The sequence below is a fragment of the Clostridium sp. MF28 genome, from assembly GCF_002969175.1.
Taxonomy (GTDB): domain Bacteria; phylum Bacillota; class Clostridia; order Clostridiales; family Clostridiaceae; genus Clostridium; species Clostridium beijerinckii.
In genome coordinates this window covers 5365363-5385575 of sequence record NZ_CP014331.1, presented here as the reverse complement: position 1 = coordinate 5385575, position 20213 = coordinate 5365363, and the positions used below count along the sequence as shown (strand labels likewise).

Genomic DNA, 20213 nt, shown 5'->3' with positions numbered 1-20213 from the left:
AGATAAATACGAAGCTCTCAATTTTATGCATCGCCAGTCTATTATAACATATATTTATAGAAAATTATTAAATATTATATGATTATTTTATAAAAAAAGACAACAAATTTATTAATAATAAATTTGTTGTCTAAAATAAGTATTATTTTGGAATACTCTCCAAGCTATGTACCGCATTTTATCAAAATAGTAAGATAATAAATATTTATAAAAACACAATTTAACGTAAATTCTGAATATATTAATTATTACCTATCAATATTCTTACTTAAATACTCCTTAATATCTAGTAAATTCTCAAAGCTTTTATGACAATACTTTAGTATATCATTGTCGGCTTTCTTAAGATCTTCTACATGTATTACTATCATTTTAGCTTTATATGCTCCTTCAATACCTGCAGCAGAATCCTCTATAACAATACAATCTTCAGGATTTACACAAAGCTTTTTAGCGGCCTTTAGAAATATTTCTGGATCTGGTTTGGCTTTTACTACATCATCACCATAAACCATAACATCAAAATCTTCTTTGATATCCGTATTTCTAAACTGAATATTAGCTCGTTCTATTTTAGCTGATGTCGCAAGAGCTATTCTATATCCTCTCTCTTTTAGAAACTCTAAAATTTCCTTCGCCCCTTCTTTAATAGCAATTTGACCACTTTCTACTGCCTTCTTTAATTCCTTATCTTTTTCTTCATACATTTGTGTTATAGGCAAGTTTTCTCCATATAACTCTAAAAATTTCTTGATTACGTTTTTCCGTCCTCTTCCCATTACAGAAATATAGACATCATCACTCATATCATATCCATACTTCTTAAAAATCTTTCTCCAAGTCTCTAGGTATACTCTCTCTGTATCGAATATAACTCCATCCATGTCAAATAACACCGCTTTTATTTTTTTCATTATTCCCCCGTGAATTAATTTTTTATTTAATCAAAATTCTCTCTTTTTTAAAGACCTTTTAAATATCATTTATATAACTCCAAATTATGTATAAGGAATCTATATATCTATACCCTTTAAAACATCTTGATTAAATTTCTCAATTCCGATTCTATCAATAAAAAATCCCAGCTTTTCTCCTGCCTCTGCATTTTCTATATAATATTCAAAAATATTATCAACTAAACTCAATGCTTGGCTTTCTGTTATATCTTTAGCAATAATATCTGCCATTCTTGGGTTATAACCTCCTGATCCTCCTGCTGCAACAATAAAACCGGTTTTATCGGCTATCACTCCAATATCTTTACTATAAACGCTTCCACAAGCATTTCTACAGCCTGCTACTCCTATTTTAGTCCTACATGGCATTTCCATCCATTGATATTTTCTTGAAAGTTTCATTCCAGTCCCAATTGTGTTATATTTAGATCTTTTACAGTATCCAGCTGGACACATTTCAACATTCTTAACTGAATTTTGTGTTTTAACTGCTGGTTCCATTCCAAGTTCATTCCAAACATTTTCCAAGTCTTCTTGCTTAAGATTAGTTATTAATATTCTTTGTCCTGAAGTTATTTTTAATATACCATTATATTTTTTTGCTATATCCACAATTTTTTGCATAGTTTCTATAGTAATAAAACCGCCTGGAATATGCGGAGTTATTCCAAAAGTTCTCTTTCCATTACTTATCTTCTGAAGATTTCCAAAACTCATATTATATCCTCCTCTTATGTGTATTAATAATATTTAATACCAGATTAATGTTTATTTTATCATATTTTTAACATAAATAATTATTTACAGTTGATAAATTCTTCTTCAAAATAACTTTTTAATATTAGTAACAAAGCTATTTATTGTGTCCAAAATAGTTTTTGCTAATAACTGTATCCGCAATTCTAAAAGAAAATAATTCCATTATTAACTTGATACGCGTTCTTCACCAGTATATACTATTAATAATGCTATTTAATATATTATAAACCTATAAGTTACTTATGTTTATGAATATTTATTTAGCCATAATACTCTATATACAGAAAGGTTCTGAAATATAATGATTTCAACTAAAGACAATTCTTCTTTGCTTAAAAACAAATCATTAAGACTATTAATGACAGCACGTGTATCCACTAATTTCGCATATCAAATGATTACAGTTGCTATTGGATGGCAAATGTATTCCTTAACTCATTCAGCATTTTATCTAGGTCTTGTTGGACTAGTTCAGTTTTTACCAATGCTTTTTCTCTCCCTTTTTGTTGGACACATATCAGATAGATATGATCGCAGAAAAATAGTAACCTTAAGTCAAGTAACTCAAAGTGTGTTTATTTTTATTATGGCTTTTGGGAATTATAATGAGTTAATTACTAAAGAGCGATTTTTAATTCTCATTTTCTTTATAGCGGTAGCTCATTCTTTTGAAGGTCCACCAATGCAAGCCTTATTGCCTAATATCGTTAGTAAGGAGATTTTCCCGCGAGCTTCTGCTTTAATGTCTTCAGTTTCAGAATTTGCAGTTATTATAGGACCAGCTGTTGGCGGAATTTTATATACGTTTGGCACAACACTAGTTTTTTTATTAACTGGTATCTTATATTTAATATCAGGTATTCTTATATATCATATTTCAATTGAGAAAGAAATTTTTAAATCTGAGCCAACTAGCATAAAATCTTTATTCGCAGGAATATCTTTTATAAAGAGTAGACCTATAATACTTGGAGCAATATCACTAGATTTATTTGCAGTATTATTTGGTGGCGCAACTGCCTTACTTCCAATATACGCAAGTAGCATTCTAATGATAGGTTCTTTTGGTTTAGGCATACTAAGATCTGCTCCTGCCGTTGGAGCATTATTAATGTCTGCTTATCTTGCAAGGAAACCATTAAAGCACAATGTAGGGAAGACAATGTTCATAGCTGTTATATTCTTCGGTTTATCTACTATAGCTTTTGCAATATCTAGATCTGTTATAATATCTTTCATTGCTCTTTTGATTTTAGGTGCTTCCGATGTAATTAGCGTTGTTATAAGATCTACGCTTGTTCAACTTAATACTCCAGATTATATGAGAGGAAGAGTTAGCTCTGTAAATATGATATTCATAGGAACTTCTAATCAGCTTGGCGAATTTGAATCAGGAATTACAGCGTCTTTATTCGGGACTGTTCCCGCTGCTCTTATTGGAGGCATTGGAACTATAGCAGTTGTAATGTTATGGATGAAATTATTTCCTTCTATATTGCATGTTGATAGATTTGAAGCAAGCAAAAACTAAAAATGTATTTTTAGTTCATGAATTTTTTAATTAAATATTTTAAATAAAAAAACTTTAAATAGTATTATAGTAACTATTTAAAGTTTTTTACTTTGTAATAATAAATGCGCTACACCATTTATAATAGTCTAACTATTCCCCATTTTTATAGAAACCCTATTTCTCCCTAAACTCTTCGCTTCATACAAAGCTTTATCTGCAAATTTAATCATATTTTCCAAATCTCGTTCTCTAACTGATGTAAATATCCCAAAAGAAGATGTTATCTTTATGCATTTATTGTCATGGAGTATTTCCAAATTTTCAATCCTTCTTCTTATTGTTTCACCAATCTCTAAAGCTTTTTCTGAATTAGCATTATCTAGTAGAATTAAAAATTCCTCTCCCCCATATCTTCCTATATAATATTTTTTTCCCAATAATTCTTTACAAATATTCATTACCTTTTTTAGAACAATATCACCTGTAGGATGCCCATAAGTATCATTAATAATTTTAAATTTATCTATATCCATCATTAATAGAGACATATGTTTCTTATCCGAACAAGCTTCAATTTTTTCTTTTGCAATTTTATAGAAATACTTTCTATTATATACCCCTGTCAAAACGTCAGTGATGCCATAGTACTCAAGTTTCTTAATCATTAAAACCTGTTCAGTATTATCACTCAAAACAATAACTTTACCCTTCCCTCTGTTATTATTAATTAGTGTAAGCTTTCCTTTAAAATAATAGAGTTTGTTCTTGATTTTAATTTCACAGTTGAAACTCGTTTCTTTTTCTTCATATATATATTTGATAATTTCCTGATACTCTTTAAACTCTGTGCATACGTCTTGTCCTATTGCTAGCTTTGATTTTATATTAAAAATTTTCTCTGCTATATTATTCATATCTATTATTTTGTTTTCTTGGTCTAATACTAATATTGCTTCAGAAATATTATCAAAAACAACATGTCTAGCAATAGTAGCTGTTTCAAAGATATTTGATTTAAACAAAGCGTATGTATATATCAAACAAAATACTCCCATAAAAATTGGAACTATATCTATTCTTATAGACGTAATCCTTGACATGTATATCCAATATCCAATCCAAGGAATAAATGATGTAAGCATGATTTTAAAGCTTCTCTTTTTATATAAACTGTTTTCTTTTCTATAAAAAATTAAATACAGGCTATTCCCTACTATGAAGCATACATTTACAAAAATTACGCATATAACATATACAATGCCTGGTTTAAGATTTGCAATATATAGATTATCTGCAATGTCAACTGTGTAACTTTTATAAAAAAGATGATGATAGTCATTAGTAATATTTAATGCCACTAATACCATAGGCAACGAAAATAACAACATATAGAGCTTTTTAGTGATATACCTACTTTTATTAGTATATTCTAGGGCCATGATGACCCAAAAAGCCGGAATGGATGCTATTCCTATATACTCTATTCCAGTAAACAATTTCATAAAGGTTAAATTAGGACATATTAACTCAAAAGAATAAAATAAACTATATATAAAAACACATAAAATAACACCTAAAAGACCGTTTAAATGTATTCTTCTTTTTTTATAAAATAAAAATATGCATAATTGCGCCGAAACAAATGCCGTTAAAAACATTGCAAGAAATATTATATAATTAAACATCTAATATCCTCTTTCATAATCACTAATTCTTTAATAAATTATTATCCTAAAGCCAACTTTAACTTTTGGAATCAGAAACCTATTCTATCATTATATATTATAAAACCCACGTTATTCCATTTCAATAACTATTACAATATATTTCTGTAATTAAAGATTTCTTTATCAATTTTTACTCGAATCAACGTGATTTTGTGAAACTTTTAATTAACGAAAAAAAATCAAGTAGCTACAACGGCTACTTGATTTTTTTTAAATTCAAAATTTAATCCTATTCCCACAATGAGGACAAAATTGAAAACTTGGGTCAACTTCCATACCACAGTTCCTGCATATACCACTATTATAATTATCTCTATAATTACTGCTTTCTAGCTCATCAAGATCCCAATAAGTTATATTCACAGGTTCGTTATTCTCAATGGCTTTTCCTTTGTCTACTGAAATACTAAAGTTAGTTCCACATCCATCACATATTATATAATATTTTATATTCCACCTAAAAAGCGGAATAAAGAAAAAATGAAAATAATTAAAATTTTTTATCAGCTTTCCACGAAAAACTTTATTACATTTTTTACAGTTTAAATTGTCTAAAATCTTTATTTCTTTATTTTTATTTTCAATGCCAAATATACCTATAAAAAACATACAACCATTTACCTCTATCTATAAATATTATTATCATATATATCTGTAAATACTAAGTATACATTTAGAATCCTTATAAATCAAGTTATCCAATTAGGGCCACAATATTGGAACTTAATTGTAACATACATTATCCATTTTATTAAAGTATTCACATTTTTAATTCTATTCAGGCTTTATTGTATCTAGATAAGTAAACTTGCCATCTTTAACTATCTTTAAAACAGCTTCTTTTACTGCATTATTGTTTTCATCAATTGTTATTACTCCTGCTGCACCAGGAAAATCTTTTGTTTTTGCTATTTCATCTCTAATTTTAACTGGATCTGCAGAATTAGCTCTCTTAATCGCATCTAAAATTACTAGATATGCATCATACCCTAATGCTGTAGCTGCTGCTGGCTCCTTATTATATTGTTTTCTATATTCATCAAGAAAAATTTTAGATTCTTCAGTTATAGGTGTCTCAGTTGCAAAAAATGTTGAAAATACAGTTCCTTCAACATCCTCTTTACCTATATCTAAAAATTCCGGTGTCTCCCAGGTATCAGCTCCAATTATTGGTGCTGTAATTCCAAGTTGCCTTGCCTGCTTTATTATCATTGCTCCTTCAGTAAAATTCCCTGGAGCAAATATTACATCAGGATTGCTTCCTTTAATATTTGTAAGCTGTGCTGAGAAATCCTGATCTCCTGTGTTATAATTTGCTTTTGCTACAACAGCATTATTATCCTCAGTTAGCTTTTTAAATTCATCAGTAAAGAATTTGCAGATTCCAACTGAGTAATCACTTGAGACCTCTTGAAGAATTGCTACCTTTTTAGCCTTTAGCTTATTAGCTGCGTATTTTGCCATAACAGTTCCTTGAAAAGGATCAATAAAGCAAACTCTAAAGTAATAATCATTTCCTGCGGTTACTAAAGGGTTTGTACAAGTTACCCCTACAGCTGGAACCTTAGCTTCCTGTACTATATCCCCTGCTGCCATAGAGAAACCACTTCCATAGCTTCCTATAATAGCATTAACATGCTCCTGCTCAATAAGGTTTGCAGCTGCACTAGCTGCTTCAACTTTATCAGATTTATTATCTGCAAAAACCAGTTCAACTTTTTTACCAAGAACAGTTGGATAAATCTTGTTTGCAAGTTTTGCACCTTCTGTTTCTAATTGTCCACCTGCTGCATTTGCACCTGTCATTGGTTCAAACACACCTATTTTTATTACATCACTATCCTCATTGGCTTTTGTGCCTGATTTTGAATTACAACCTCCTAAAGTAAAAGAAGTCATCATAGCTATAACCAAAAGCAATGAAATTTTTCTTTTCATATATATATCCCCCTAATATCTAAGTATTAATTTAATCTTATTGACGTATAAAATAAGAGCAACAAAATAGTAACTCAAAAAATTCTAATATCCCAGCATTTATTTCTTATAATATACATCTCTTAGTTCAATTAAAATTATCTTTTTCTAAAAACTTATATTTTAATTTAATGTATTGTAATAATAAAGGCAAAATAAATTCCTTAAATAAAAAAATAACAAGTCAGTATTTTTCTATTTTCTGACTTGCTATTTCTCCTCTAAATACGAAAATTCTCATATTACAAAGCTTCACCAAGATAAGCTTTTTTAATTTCATCATTAGAAAGTAATTCTTGCCCTGAGCCACTTAGTGTTATTCTTCCAGTTTCCATAATATAGCCAATATCAGCTATTTTTAAAGCTGCATTTGCATTTTGCTCAATTAGTAGAACTGTCATGCCTTCTTCATTAATTTTCTTTATAATTCCAAATAATTCTTTTACGATTATTGGTGCAAGTCCTAAAGAAGGCTCATCCATCATTATTAACTTTGGTCTTGACATAAGTGCTCTTCCTATTGCAAGCATTTGTTGCTCACCTCCTGAAAGAGTTCCCGATAATTGCCAAGTTCTCTCCTTAAGTCTTGGAAAAAGTGAATATACCTTTTCCAAGTCTTCTTGAATACCTGATTTATCCTTTCTTGTATAAGCACCTATTTTTAAATTTTCCAGTACTGTAAGATCTGAAAAGACTTTTCTTCCTTCTGGAACTAATGCTATTCCTTTTTTCACCATAAGTTCTGTATTAAGCTTAGTTAAATCAGTTCCATCATCCAAATTTATAGTTCCACTCTTTGGTTTAACAAGACCTACTATAGATTTTAATGTAGTACTTTTTCCTGCTCCGTTAGCACCAACTAAAGTTACGATCTTCCCCTCTGGTACCTCTAAGCTTATTCCCTTTAACGCTTCAATTCCACCATAGGCGACTACTAAATTATCAATTTTAATCATCTTCAGCTACCCCCAAATATGCATCTATAACCTTTTTATCGTTTTGTATTTCAGAAGGTGTACCTTCAGCTATAGTAATTCCATATTCAAAAACCTGTATTCTATCTGATAACCCCATAACCATATTCATATGATGCTCTATCATAAATATAGTTAAATCAAATTTATCCTTAATTTCTCTAACAAAATCTGTAAGTTCATCAGTTTCTGTAGGATTCATTCCTGCTGCTGGTTCATCAAGAAGAAGAAGCTTCGGATTAGTAGCAAGCGCTCTTGCTATTTCAAGTTTTCTCTGCATACCGTATGGAAGAGAACTTGCTTTCTCATTTTTTAACTTTTCAAGACCTACTTCTTTTAAAAGCTCTAAAGATTTCTCAACCATTTCTTTTTCTTCTCTTTTATATCTAGGAAGCTTTAACATCGCTTCAATGCAGTTTGACTTAATATGAACATGATTTCCTATTAAAACATTGTCAAGTACACTCAAATCTTTAAAAAGTCTTATGTTTTGAAATGTTCTTGCTATACCAGTTTGAGTTATTTTATCTTGTCTCATTCCAGTAATATTAGTATCATTAAAGATTATTTTTCCCCTTGTAGGAGTATACACATTAGTGATCATATTAAAGGCTGTAGTTTTACCAGCCCCATTAGGTCCAATTAAGGAAATTATTTCTCCTTGATTAATTTGAAGGTTAAAGTCTTTTACAGCCGTAAGTCCTCCAAACTGCATAGTCGCATTTTGTACGTTTAATAATGCCATTACTTGTCCCCTCCTTCTTCTAGAGGTTTGTTATTAGAATATTTAAATATTGATTTCCACGAAAATTCTTTTGTACCCATTATTCCATGTCTAAAGAATAATACTATTATCATAAGCAAAATTGAGAAAATAACCATTCTAAGTCCTGGTATCCCTGAAAAACTAAAGATTCCTAAATCAAATTGCTTTTCCATATCCAAAAATCTTAAAGCTTCTCCAAGTATTGTTACGATGAAAGCTGATATAACTGTTCCTGTAACGCTTCCCATTCCTCCAATAACTATTATAAGGAGTATATTGAACGTAAGGCTGAACTTAAACATATTAGGATCAATTGTTCCCATTAAGTTCCCAAGTAATCCACCTCCAACTCCGGCAAAAAAAGCACCAATAGCGAATCCTATTACTTTGTGTTTGAATAAACTTATCCCCATACTTTCAGCTGCAATCTCATCTTCTCTAATTGATTTTAGAGCTCTTCCATATGAACTATTTATAAGCGACAGCAATATTATTATTGTCACAATTGCTACTCCAAAGCTCCAATATAGGTTTGTCATATGAGGAATACCACGAAGACCCAAAGCTCCATTGGTTAGACCTTGTATATTAGTAATAACTATTCTTATAATTTCTGCAAATCCTAAAGTAACAATAGCCAAATAGTCACCCTTAAGCCTTAAAGCCGGAGCACCTATTAAAACTGCTATAAATGCGGATAAAAGACCAGCTATTAACAATGCTACAATAAACGGTACCGATATATGATTAAAAGGCGCCATTAATGGTTCCATAAAGAAATTTTGATTTTTAACTTTTTCACTCATTGTAAGCAATGCAGTTGTATAAGCACCTACTGCTACAAAGCCTGCATGTCCTAATGAAAACAATCCTGTAAATCCATTTATTAGATTTAAGCTTAATCCAAGAACTGTATATATTGCACATAAATTTAAAATTCTAATTTTATAAGAGTCTAAGCTATTATTTGCAACAAATAAGAGTAAAAATACAATTGCAATAAGAGCTATATTTAAAAATTTATTTTTATTGTTCATTTTTACACCTTCTCTGTTAAATTTTTGCCCATTATTCCTGTAGGCTTAAATAGCAATATTACGATTAATAGTATAAATGCTAAAGCATCCCTATACCCTGTAAGTCCAGGGAAAAATCCAATTAACATAATTTCAGCTAGTCCAAGTATAAAACCACCAATAACTGCTCCCTTAATATCTCCTATACCACCAATTACAGCGGCTATAAAACATTTAAGACCTGGCATCATTCCCATAAGTGCAACTATTTGTGGATATTTCACACACCACATCATAGAACCTACTGCAGCTAATCCCGATCCAATAGCGAAAGTAAATGATATTGTCTTATTTACATTTATCCCCATAAGTCTTGCAGTTTCAACATCTTTTGAAGCTGCTCTCATTGCCATACCAATATTCGTATTATTAACTAAGTGTAATAAAACAAATAGTATTACTATTGTAACAACTGGAATTATAAAAGTAAGTCTTTGAATTGAAATTCCACCTATAACTATTACATCTGTAAATAGCTTCACATCTGGAAATGCTTTAGGTCTTCCTCCAAATAAAACAACCGCTAAATTTTCAAGTAAGAAGGATACACCAATAGCTGAAATCAAAGCTGAAATCTTAGGTGCATTTCTTAACGGTCTATAAGCAGTGAATTCAATTCCCATTCCAAGGAATGCTGTTATAACCACTGCGATTATAAAAGCAAAGTACCAAGGTAGTCCAAATGTTGCAACTCCGAAAAATCCGAAATATGCAGCCATCATAAATATATCTCCATGCGCAAAATTTATAAGTTTTAATATTCCATAGACCATAGTATATCCTATGGCTATAAGTGCGTATAAACTTCCTAGTGAGATACCATTTGCTAAATTTTGCATAAATGTGCTTAAATTCATTAAAGTCATATTTTCACCCCTAATTAATTTTCTTCAGGTTTTATTGTATCAAGATAAGTAAATTTACCATCTTTAACTATCTTTAAAACTGCATCTTTTACTGCATTGTTATTTTGATCTATAGTTATTACTCCTGCAGCACCAGGAAAATTCTTGGTTTTTGCAATTTCATCTCTAATCTTTACTGGATCTATCGAATTAGCTCTCTTAATTGCATCTAAAATTACTAGATATGCATCATATGATAAAGCTGAAACCGCTGCTGGTTCTTTATTATATTCTTTTCTATATTCATCAAGAAAGACTTTTGATTCGTTAGTTATAGGAGTCTCACTTGCAAAAAAAGTAGAAAATACTGTTCCATCAACATCTTCTTTACCTATATCTAAAAATTCTGGAGTTTCCCAAGTATCTCCTCCAATTATTGGAGTAGTTATTCCAAGCTGTCTTGCTTGTTTTATTATCATAGCTCCTTCTGTAAAATTACCTGGAGCAAAAATCACATCTGGATTACTGCTCTTTATATTTGTTAGTTGAGCTGTAAAATCCTGATCACCTGTATTATAGTTAGCTTTAGCTATAATTGCATCTTTATCTCCTGTAATCTTTATAAATTCATCAGTAAAGAACTTACAAATTCCAACTGAGTAATCACTTGAAACCTCTTGAAGTAAAGCTACTTTTTTAGCTTGCAATTTATTTGCTGCATATTTTGCCATAACAGTTCCTTGAAAAGGATCTATAAAACAAACTCTAAAGTAATAATCATTACCAGCTGTTACAAGAGGATTTGTAGCTGAGGCTGCAACTGCTGGAACCTTGGCATCTTGTACAACATCTCCTGCCGCCATAGAATTTCCACTTCCCCAGCTTCCTATAATTGCATTAACTTGTTCCTGCTCCACAAGATTAGATGCTGCACTAGCCGCTTCAACTTTGTCTGATTTATTATCTGCAAAAACCAGTTCAACTTTTTTACCATTAACTGTTGGATAGAGCTTGTTCGCAAGTTTTACGCCTTCTACTTCTAGCTGTCCCCCAGCTGCGTTAGCACCAGTCATTGGCTCAAATACACCAATTTTTATAACATCGCTGTCTATATTTGCTTTAGTATTTGATTTTGAACATCCCGCCAGCGTAAATGTAGTTGTCATAGCCAGCGCCAAAATCAAAGAAATTTTTTTCTTCATAAAATAAGCCCCCTAGTATTAGTTTTATTTTCTCAAGGTGTACTCTGCAAAAAAATAATAATTTGATAATAAGATTTACAAAAAACATAGAAAATAATTAACCAGCTATTCATTGTTTAAATATTACTATTCTTTTTAATATTTCTATTGAAATTGTTTATATAAAGTAATCCTTAAAGTATAAATTTATTAATTTATTAATTTATTCCGACGATTATTAACAAATTATATATTATCCTATATCCGCCCATCTGTCAACCCACGAAAGACATTTGTATTCTCTACAAATATAAATATTAGAACTATATTATCAAAAAACGTTCGTTGTGTAGAAATGTTATGATAGTTTTTACAAGTTAATTTATAAATTTATATATATCAGTTATGTATTTCCTAGTCTCTATCTCTTTTAATTAATTCTAGAAAGATATTTTCACTTTACTTTTCAGAATATGCTTAATTGATTTATATACAGTATTTTAACGTTGTTTACCTTTGGCTTATTAAACCTTATAAAAATACAAAAAAGCTTAATGTTACTAAAATATAACATTAAGCTTTTTTATCTATACAATTTTCTTATAGACTAAAATCCTGCCGGCTCTGATTTAGCACCAGCTTCATGCATTTCTTTGATTGCTTCTACATACATGCTTTTATCTTCTACAATCTTAGCAGCTTGCTCATAGCAATATAATGCTTTATTTAAATCTTCAAGATGATAATAACATGCAGCTAATCTATTGATTAAATCAGGATTTTTCCTGTTTATTTTTAGTGCCATTTTATAATATCTTACCGCACTTTTATAGTTCATACTATATTTATCTCTCTCATTAAATTCTACTATATTTTCTTTACTTAAATATATATTTCCTATACACTCATAAGTTGCACAGATTAATAATTTATGATCTTCCTTTTCATTTTTTGAGATGTTCTTTTCGCCTTTTCTAAGATGATCTAATGCATTTTCTATGTTTCCTAATTCTGCATACGAAAGTCCCATATATATGTGGGTTAATGAATCATCAGAGTCTTTACAATATACATTAAATGCTTCAATCGCATCTTCATTTTTCCCTAACTTTCTACATACTAGACCTTTTATAAAATATGAATAATAATTTTCTTTATTAAATTCAGCTGCTTTTTCTGTGAAATATAATGCCTTATCTAGCTTTCCTTTTTTAAAATCTCCCATTGCAAGATCATTTAAAACAAGTGATAATTGCTTTTCACTTGTTATAGTTCCACCTTTAACATTTATCCTATTCTCTTCTAAAAAACTTTTTATTTTGTCTGTATATTTTGATTATCTTCCATTTTGTTCCTCACTTTTTATCTTTATTTTAATAACAAATGCCAAAAATGTTAATATTAATTCTAGCATTTTTATTTTCATATATATTTATATATTATTTTTCATTTTATTACAATAAATACTTTATTAAATTTTTAATTTATATCCACTTTATAAAAATGTATGTTTATCTTAATATAATTATCAAAATATATTAAGTATTTTTAATTCATTGTAACTAAAGTCCTCCACTTTCCCCCATAATTATTACGATTATATCCTTATGCCACTTTATCACTGATTCTCCATCCATAATCTCACTCCCGATCTTCTAATTATATCATTTATATAAAACTCATTTTATATTCTCAGTATATATATTACAAATTTTATATATTCAGTATTTTACATTCAAATATTTGTAAAATTCTTTCAACAATATTATATAAATTCAATATTCAATTTCAAATTACTCTATTAGATGTATCGATTTAAACACAATTAAAATAATCAAAAAATGTAATAAGGAATGAACTAAGATTATTGGTGTTAAATAATCCTATTTCATTCCTTATCACATAAATCATACGACAATACAAAGTTACTATATAAACTAACTTTTACTTACTTATATAATTGCATGCATCTATATCTGATTCATACAAACAGCTTTTCTTTTTTGAGTATTCTATATCTATTCTCCTGATGCTAATATAGTATGCACTTATAAGTGGAATACATGCTCCAAGCCATGCTAATGGATTAGCCATACACACGCCTAAAAAACCTAACGGTCGTGATAATATAATTGCAGCGAACGTCCTCATCAACAATTCCATAATTCCTGCTACTGTTGGAATAAAACTTTGCCCTAATCCTTGAAGCGTATATCTATATATAAACAGTAGTGAAAGTAAAAAATAATTTAATCCGTTTGAAGTTAAATATATTTGTGACAACCTAATAACTTCTTTTTGATCATATCCAACAAAAATTCCTGTAAGAAAATAACCTGCAAAAGTATTTATAAGGCCCACTATAATACTAAATGCTACTGATATAAAAACGCATTTCTTTACGCCTTCTTTAATTCTATCAATTTTTTCCGCACCAAAATTTTGTGCTGTGTATGTGGCCATTGTTATACCAAATGACATCATCGGTTGAGTAGCGAGAGTATCTATTTTCTGAGCGGCAGTATATGCAGCTACAGAAGTAGCCCCAAGGCTATTTAATGCAAATTGTAATATAATAGCACCAATTGCTATTATAGATGCCTGAAATCCCATTGGTAGAGAAATTTTAATGTGTTCTAAAAAAGTTTCTTTGGATAACTTTAAGTCACTCTTCTTTAACTTAAGTATGGGCAAATTTCTCTTTATGTACCACATACACAATAACGCCGATACTCCCTGTGCTATAACAGTTGCACAAGCTGCTCCAGTTACTCCCATCTTGAATATTAATATAAATGCAAATTCTAAAATTATATTTAAAATACACGCTACCACTAAGTATATTAATGGCGTTTTGCTATCTCCCAAGGCTCTAATAATATTTGAAAAAAAATTAAAAAACATCGATGCTATTATTCCAATAAATATTACTACTACAAAATTATATGCATCATCAATAATTTCTACAGGTGTATTCATTAGTTCTAATATAGGTCTAGCTAGAATCGTACTTATAGTTGTAAGAATTATAGTTATTATCATGCTAATAACTATGCCTGTGAAGTAACTTTTCTTAACCCCTTCCTTATCATCTGCACCAAATTTTTGCGCAGTAATGATTGAAAGTCCCGATGTTAAACCTTGAGCAAACCCTAAAATTAAAAACATTATGCTTCCTGTACATCCTACCGCTGCTAAAGCATTTACGCCTATTGTACGGCCAACAATAAATGTATCTGCTATATTGTAAAATTGTTGAAATATATTTCCTATTAATAAAGGAATAGTAAACAGCAATATCAATTTTGCCGGATTTCCTTTTGTTAAATTTCTAGTTATTATCATTTAATGTCTCCCCCTTAAAGATATTAGTAAAAATTAATTTATATTAGTCAAACATTTAATACGATATCACAAAAATATCCTATTTCAATTCTGAACTCCACAACTATGTAATTATACGCTTTATATTAATAGAAATATATAAACAAAAAATACAAAATTTTATATTTAATTTGAATAAAATCACAAAAACAGTAAATCTATATAATTTAAAATTTTAAAAGATTTACTGTTTTTGCAATAAATTATATTTCTTTGTTATAATTATTGTAATTTTTTCTTAAATTCAGATTTTACACCAACTTATCCTATCACTTATTCCTTATCTGATAGGTAATAATGAGTAATTGGCTTTAACTTTTCATCCAATTCATATACTAAAGGTATTCCTGTTGGAATATTCAAATTAGCTACATTATCAGCTGGAATGTCGTCTAAATATTTAACTAAAGCTCTTAATGTATTTCCATGAGCAGATATTATCACTCTTTTACCTTCTTTCAAATCTTCAGCTATATTTCCTCTCCATTCCTCTAACACACGTCTTTCAGTATCAGCAAGGTTTTCTGTTAAAGGTATTTGTTCTTCATTTAAATCCTTGTACTTATATTCATTCCCAGGGTATCTGGTATCCTCTTTAGTCAATTCTGGAGGTTTTACATTTACAAATCTTCTCCATTTATGAACTTGCTCTCCTCCATATTTTTTAGCAGTTTCTGCTTTATTTAATCCTTGTAAAGCTCCATAATGTCTCTCGTTTAGTCTCCATGATTTAAAAACAGGAATCCATGCCAAATCCATCTCATATAATATTATCCATAATGTTCTTATCGCTCTTTTTAGAACTGATGTATAAGCTACATCAAATACAAAACCATTTTTCTTAAGTATTTTTCCTGCTCTTCTTGCTTCCTTTAATCCATTCTCTGACAAATCCACATCTGTCCATCCCGTAAATCTATTTTCTAAGTTCCAAAGACTTTCTCCATGCCTTACTAGTACTAATTTAATCATAATCTCACCTTCTAAAGTAATTTATCACAATCACAATTTAATGATAATTAGAAAATTCTTAAACAGTCTCAGATAATGAAATCTAAATATAAAAAATTGTGCATAGAAATAAATTTCAATATATATGCTTATCTCTATTAATACCAGTATAGTCGTGTCCCAAAAATTAGTTACACGTTGTATAAGTAGTTATTGCAAATCCTTAAATCTGAATTTTTATATTTAAGGATTCTTTAATTATTATTTTAAATCAAAAAACTTTATAATAAAAAATATGCTCAGATGATAAGTTATCATCTGAGCATATTTTTTATTACCTCGCAATGTCCTACTCTGCCACACAGTCTCCCATGCAGTACCATCGGCGCTATAGACCTTAACTTTCCTGTTCGGAATGGGAAGGAGTGTTACCTCTATGCCATCATCACGAGATTAAGTGAGTTCCCAAATCTATAATTTGGTTTAACGAACTTATGCAAATCGCTTTTGGGATTTGTATTCCTTATTTGTGTAAATTAGCACTCAGCAAACGAATATGAGTCGAGTTTCCTTTGAAAAAAGACTCTTAATTTACGCTTATACTACATTTACATAAATCTACTACTGTAATTATTCCTTTGAAAAAACCTTGCTCTTTCAAAATTGCACATAGTTTCTTTAATATATATTACAACTTGATTATATTGGTCAAGCCCTCGACCTATTAGTATCAGTCAGCTAAATATGTTACCATACTTACACCTCTGACCTATCAACCTTGTAGTCTTCAAGGGGTCTTACTAGCTTATGCTATGGGAAATCTCATCTTGAGGTGGGCTTCACACTTAGATGCTTTCAGCGTTTATCCCTTCCCGACTTAGCTACCCAGCTATGCTTCTGGCGAAACAACTGGTACACCATAGGTCAGTCCATCCCGGTCCTCTCGTACTAAGGACAGCTCCTCTCAAATTTCCTACGCCCGCGACGGATAGGGACCGAACTGTCTCACGACGTTCTGAACCCAGCTCGCGTGCCGCTTTAATGGGCGAACAGCCCAACCCTTGGGACCTACTTCAGCCCCAGGATGCGACGAGCCGACATCGAGGTGCCAAACCTCCCCGTCGATGTGAACTCTTGGGGGAGATCAGCCTGTTATCCCCGAGGTAGCTTTTATCCGTTGAGCGATGGCCCTCCCACGAGGTACCACCGGATCACTAAGCCCGACTTTCGTCCCTGCTCCACTTGTAGGTGTCGCAGTCAGGCTCCCTTCTGCCTTTACACTCTTCGAACGATTTCCGACCGTTCTGAGGGAACCTTTGGGCGCCTCCGTTACATTTTAGGAGGCGACCGCCCCAGTCAAACTGCCCACCTAACAATGTCCTGTCACCAGTTTCATGGCATCCAGTTAGAACTTCAATACTATCAGGGTGGTATCCCAACAACGACTCCACCAAGGCTGACGCCCTAGTTTCCCAGTCTCCCACCTATCCTGTACAGACAATACCGAAATTCAATGCTAAGCTACAGTAAAGCTCTACGGGGTCTTTCCGTCCAATCGCGGGTAGCGAGCATCTTCACTCGCACTACAACTTCGCCGGATTTGCAGTTGAGACAGTGCACAAGTCATTACGCCATTCGTGCGGGTCAGAACTTACCTGACAAGGAATTTCGCTACCTTAGGACCGTTATAGTTACGGCCGCCGTTTACTGGGGCTTAAGTTCACACCTTCGCGATATTTCACTAAGTGTTCCCCTTAACCTTCCAGCACCGGGCAGGCGTCAGCCCCTATACATCAGCTTTCGCTTTAGCAGAGACCTGTGTTTTTGTTAAACAGTTGCTTGTGCCTATTCTCTGCGGCCTGATTTCTCAGGCACCCCTTCTCCCGAAGTTACGGGGTCAATTTGCCTAGTTCCTTAACTGCAATTCTTCCGTCGGCCTTAGGATTCTCTCCTCATCTACCTGTGTCGGTTTGCGGTACGGGCACTACTTCTCTTTCTAGATGCTTTTCTTGGAAGCATGGAATCAGATACTTCGGTTCCGTAGAACCTTCCCCATCACGCCTCAGAATTGTTGGAACGGATTTGCCAATCCCAACTCCCTAAACGCTTAGACTAGCATCCAATAGCTAGCACATCCTATCCTTCTCCGTCACACCATCGATAATAACGATTATAGTGGTATTGGAATATCAACCAATTGTCCATCGACTACGCCTTTCGGCCTCGCCTTAGGTCCCGACTAACCCTGAGAAGACAAACTTTACTCAGGAAACCTTAGATATTCGGCCTGTAGGATTCTCGCCTACATCTCGCTACTAATGCCAACATTCTCACTCGTAATCAGTCCACCGCTCCTTACGGTACGACTTCAGCCCGATTACGACGCTCCTCTACCGCTCACGTTATACACGTGAACCCGTAGCTTCGGTGGTAAGTTTGAGCCCCGGACATTTTCGGCGCAGGATCTCTTGACTAGTGAGCTATTACGCACTCTTTTAATGAGTGGCTGCTTCTAAGCCAACATCCTAGTTGTCTTAGAAATCCCACATCCTTTTCCACTTAACTTACACTTTGGGACCTTAGCTGACGATCTGGGCTGTTTCCCTTTTGACCATGGAACTTATCTTTCATAGTCTGACTGCCGGACTGATAGTATGTGGCATTCGGAGTTTGATAAGGTTCGGTAAGCGCTATGCCCCCTAGCCTATTCAGTGCTCTACCTCCACTACTCACATTTTCCGACGCTAGCCCTAAAGCTATTTCGAGGAGAACCAGCTATATCCGAGTTCGATTGGAATTTCTCCGCTATCCACAGCTCATCCCATGCTTTTTCAACAGCAACGTGGTTCGGTCCTCCACGAGGTTTTACCCTCGCTTCAACCTGGCCATGGATAGGTCACCCGGTTTCGGGTCTACAGCATGCAACTAGTCGCCCTATTAAGACTCGGTTTCCCTTCGGCTCCGTACCTTAAGTACTTAACCTCGCTACATACCGTAACTCGTTGGCTCGTTCTACAAAAAGCACATCATCACACACATAAGGTGCTCTGATCGGTTGTAGGCACATGGTTTCAGGTTCTATTTCACTCCCCTCCCGGGGTTCTTTTCACCTTTCCCTCACGGTACTGCTTCACTATCGGTCATCAGGTAGTATTTAGCCTTGGGAGGTGGTCCTCCCTGCTTCCCACAAGGTTTCACGTGTCTCGTGGTACTCTGGTGCAGAACTGATTATCATAGTTTTCACTTACGGGACTATTACCCACTGTGGTCCAACTTTCCAGTTGTGTTCAATTAACTATGATTTCTCGTTATGTTCTGTCCGCAACCCCAGAGATAAATCTCTGGTTTGGGCTCTTTCCTTTTCGCTCGCCGCTACTAAGAAAATCGATTTTTCTTTCTCTTCCTCTCAGGTACTTAGATGTTTCAGTTCCCTGGGTATACCTTCATAAAGCTATGTATTCACTTTATGATACATGGGGTTTCCCATGTGAGTTTCCTCATTCGGAAATCTTCGGATCTCTGACTATGTGCGTCTACCCGAAGCTTATCGCAGCTTATCGCGTCCTTCATCGGCTCCTGATGCCAAGGCATTCACCATGCGCCCTTTGTAGCTTGACCTTTGGTTCGCTCGCTTATTAGCACCAATAACTTCGTCAGCTGCGTCTTTTACTCACTCACGTACATGAAGTACGCTCGCTTCCTAAAACTCTAGCCTCCTCGTTCTTGTCACTACTAAGCTTCGCTTTTGGTAAATTAATATATTTTATTCAAATATTTTTAATTTACTTAATCATTTCACAAAGAATATTTATTCTTGGCTTTGTTGTATTTTATATACATTAAATCTATGTGCAATTTTCAAAGAACATCTTGCTTGCTTATTATCGTCAATTGCTTCGTCAGCTACAAATTTTACTCGTTTACGTACGTGAAGTACGCTTCATTTCATAAAATTTTCGCTTCCTCGCACTTATCGCTACTAAGCTACGCTTTTTTGAAAGACTTAGTCTTTCAAAATTGAACAGAACAAATACTTAAGTAACTTTTGAGCAAGTATTTTATATTTTGATACATAATAATGTATCTGTACTAGCCAAACATCAT

The 20213-nt window shown here is 32.5% G+C and carries 14 protein-coding genes and 2 rRNA genes; 1 reads left to right on the top strand and 15 read right to left on the bottom strand.

Going from position 1 to position 20213, the window contains the following annotated elements; translation table 11 throughout:
- Positions 1–248: 248 nt before the first annotated feature.
- Both AXY43_RS23840 and AXY43_RS23835 read right to left on the bottom strand, forming a co-directional pair.
- The gene (locus AXY43_RS23840) at positions 249–914 is read right to left on the bottom strand and encodes an HAD family hydrolase (protein ID WP_105412285.1); all 666 of its coding nucleotides are present in this window, start codon (positions 912–914) and stop codon (positions 249–251) included.
- Between the two features lie 99 nt (positions 915–1013).
- Positions 1014–1673 (bottom strand): nitrite reductase, encoded by a 660-nt coding sequence (locus AXY43_RS23835; protein ID WP_039768402.1) that lies wholly within the window; start codon positions 1671–1673, stop codon positions 1014–1016.
- A 343-nt stretch (positions 1674–2016) separates the two neighbouring features.
- Between AXY43_RS23835 and AXY43_RS23830 the strand changes: the two genes are divergently transcribed.
- The gene (locus tag AXY43_RS23830; RefSeq protein WP_039768399.1) at positions 2017–3246 is read left to right on the top strand and encodes an MFS transporter; all 1230 of its coding nucleotides are present in this window, start codon (positions 2017–2019) and stop codon (positions 3244–3246) included.
- Positions 3247–3374: 128 nt separating this feature from the next.
- On the opposite strand, the gene AXY43_RS23825 is transcribed toward AXY43_RS23830, so the two are convergent.
- The 13 genes from AXY43_RS23825 to AXY43_RS23765 all read right to left on the bottom strand — a co-directional run bounded on the left by AXY43_RS23825 (position 3375) and on the right by AXY43_RS23765 (position 19727).
- Positions 3375–4913 (bottom strand): histidine kinase N-terminal 7TM domain-containing diguanylate cyclase, encoded by a 1539-nt coding sequence (locus AXY43_RS23825; RefSeq protein WP_039768397.1) that lies wholly within the window; start codon positions 4911–4913, stop codon positions 3375–3377.
- Positions 4914–5171: 258 nt separating this feature from the next.
- Positions 5172–5564, bottom strand: coding sequence for a zinc ribbon domain-containing protein (locus AXY43_RS23820; RefSeq protein WP_039768395.1), 393 nt, complete (start codon positions 5562–5564; stop codon positions 5172–5174).
- Positions 5565–5729: 165 nt separating this feature from the next.
- Positions 5730–6893 carry an ABC transporter substrate-binding protein gene (locus tag AXY43_RS23815; RefSeq protein ID WP_011969091.1) on the bottom strand — a complete coding sequence of 388 codons (1164 nt, stop codon included), beginning with the start codon at positions 6891–6893 and terminating at the stop codon, positions 5730–5732.
- Positions 6894–7174: 281 nt separating this feature from the next.
- On the bottom strand, positions 7175–7888 hold the full coding sequence (locus tag AXY43_RS23810; protein ID WP_011969090.1) for an ABC transporter ATP-binding protein: 714 nt from the start codon (positions 7886–7888) through the stop codon (positions 7175–7177).
- Positions 7881–8651, bottom strand: coding sequence for an ABC transporter ATP-binding protein (locus tag AXY43_RS23805; protein ID WP_017212967.1), 771 nt, complete (start codon positions 8649–8651; stop codon positions 7881–7883). Before AXY43_RS23805 ends, AXY43_RS23810 begins: the two co-directional genes overlap by 8 nt.
- Positions 8651–9709, bottom strand: coding sequence for a branched-chain amino acid ABC transporter permease (locus AXY43_RS23800; RefSeq protein WP_011969088.1), 1059 nt, complete (start codon positions 9707–9709; stop codon positions 8651–8653). Before AXY43_RS23800 ends, AXY43_RS23805 begins: the two co-directional genes overlap by 1 nt.
- 2 nt (positions 9710–9711) lie before the next feature.
- Complete coding sequence (locus AXY43_RS23795) at positions 9712–10614, bottom strand: branched-chain amino acid ABC transporter permease (RefSeq protein ID WP_011969087.1); 903 nt, start codon at positions 10612–10614, stop codon at positions 9712–9714.
- A 14-nt stretch (positions 10615–10628) separates the two neighbouring features.
- On the bottom strand, positions 10629–11795 hold the full coding sequence (locus AXY43_RS23790; protein WP_039768388.1) for an ABC transporter substrate-binding protein: 1167 nt from the start codon (positions 11793–11795) through the stop codon (positions 10629–10631).
- A gap of 586 nt (positions 11796–12381) precedes the next feature.
- On the bottom strand, positions 12382–12999 hold the full coding sequence (locus AXY43_RS23785) for a tetratricopeptide repeat protein (RefSeq protein WP_243099104.1): 618 nt from the start codon (positions 12997–12999) through the stop codon (positions 12382–12384).
- Positions 13000–13718: 719 nt separating this feature from the next.
- A complete protein-coding gene (locus tag AXY43_RS23780) occupies positions 13719–15119 on the bottom strand; it encodes an MATE family efflux transporter (RefSeq protein WP_011969084.1) in 1401 nt (466 codons plus the stop codon).
- 312 nt (positions 15120–15431) lie between these two features.
- Positions 15432–16130, bottom strand: coding sequence for a 2,3-diphosphoglycerate-dependent phosphoglycerate mutase (gene gpmA, locus AXY43_RS23775; RefSeq protein ID WP_077870052.1), 699 nt, complete (start codon positions 16128–16130; stop codon positions 15432–15434).
- Positions 16131–16445: 315 nt separating this feature from the next.
- A 5S ribosomal RNA gene (gene rrf / locus AXY43_RS23770) occupies positions 16446–16562 on the bottom strand.
- 251 nt (positions 16563–16813) lie between these two features.
- Positions 16814–19727: ribosomal RNA gene (locus AXY43_RS23765) — 23S ribosomal RNA — on the bottom strand.
- Positions 19728–20213: the final 486 nt, after the last annotated feature.

Bases quoted from the DNA above. Each gene is read 5' to 3' on its own strand.
- AXY43_RS23840 (WP_105412285.1), bottom strand. From the start codon at position 914: ATGAAAAAAATAAAAGCGGTGTTATTTGACATGGATGGAGTTATATTC.
- AXY43_RS23835 (WP_039768402.1), bottom strand. From the start codon at position 1,673: ATGAGTTTTGGAAATCTTCAGAAGATAAGTAATGGAAAGAGAACTTTT.
- AXY43_RS23830 (WP_039768399.1), top strand. From the start codon at position 2,017: ATGATTTCAACTAAAGACAATTCTTCTTTGCTTAAAAACAAATCATTA.
- AXY43_RS23825 (WP_039768397.1), bottom strand. From the start codon at position 4,913: ATGTTTAATTATATAATATTTCTTGCAATGTTTTTAACGGCATTTGTT.
- AXY43_RS23820 (WP_039768395.1), bottom strand. From the start codon at position 5,564: ATGTTTTTTATAGGTATATTTGGCATTGAAAATAAAAATAAAGAAATA.
- AXY43_RS23815 (WP_011969091.1), bottom strand. From the start codon at position 6,893: ATGAAAAGAAAAATTTCATTGCTTTTGGTTATAGCTATGATGACTTCT.
- AXY43_RS23810 (WP_011969090.1), bottom strand. From the start codon at position 7,888: ATGATTAAAATTGATAATTTAGTAGTCGCCTATGGTGGAATTGAAGCG.
- AXY43_RS23805 (WP_017212967.1), bottom strand. From the start codon at position 8,651: ATGGCATTATTAAACGTACAAAATGCGACTATGCAGTTTGGAGGACTT.
- AXY43_RS23800 (WP_011969088.1), bottom strand. From the start codon at position 9,709: ATGAACAATAAAAATAAATTTTTAAATATAGCTCTTATTGCAATTGTA.
- AXY43_RS23795 (WP_011969087.1), bottom strand. From the start codon at position 10,614: ATGACTTTAATGAATTTAAGCACATTTATGCAAAATTTAGCAAATGGT.
- AXY43_RS23790 (WP_039768388.1), bottom strand. From the start codon at position 11,795: ATGAAGAAAAAAATTTCTTTGATTTTGGCGCTGGCTATGACAACTACA.
- AXY43_RS23785 (WP_243099104.1), bottom strand. From the start codon at position 12,999: ATGGGAGATTTTAAAAAAGGAAAGCTAGATAAGGCATTATATTTCACA.
- AXY43_RS23780 (WP_011969084.1), bottom strand. From the start codon at position 15,119: ATGATAATAACTAGAAATTTAACAAAAGGAAATCCGGCAAAATTGATA.
- gpmA (WP_077870052.1), bottom strand. From the start codon at position 16,130: ATGATTAAATTAGTACTAGTAAGGCATGGAGAAAGTCTTTGGAACTTA.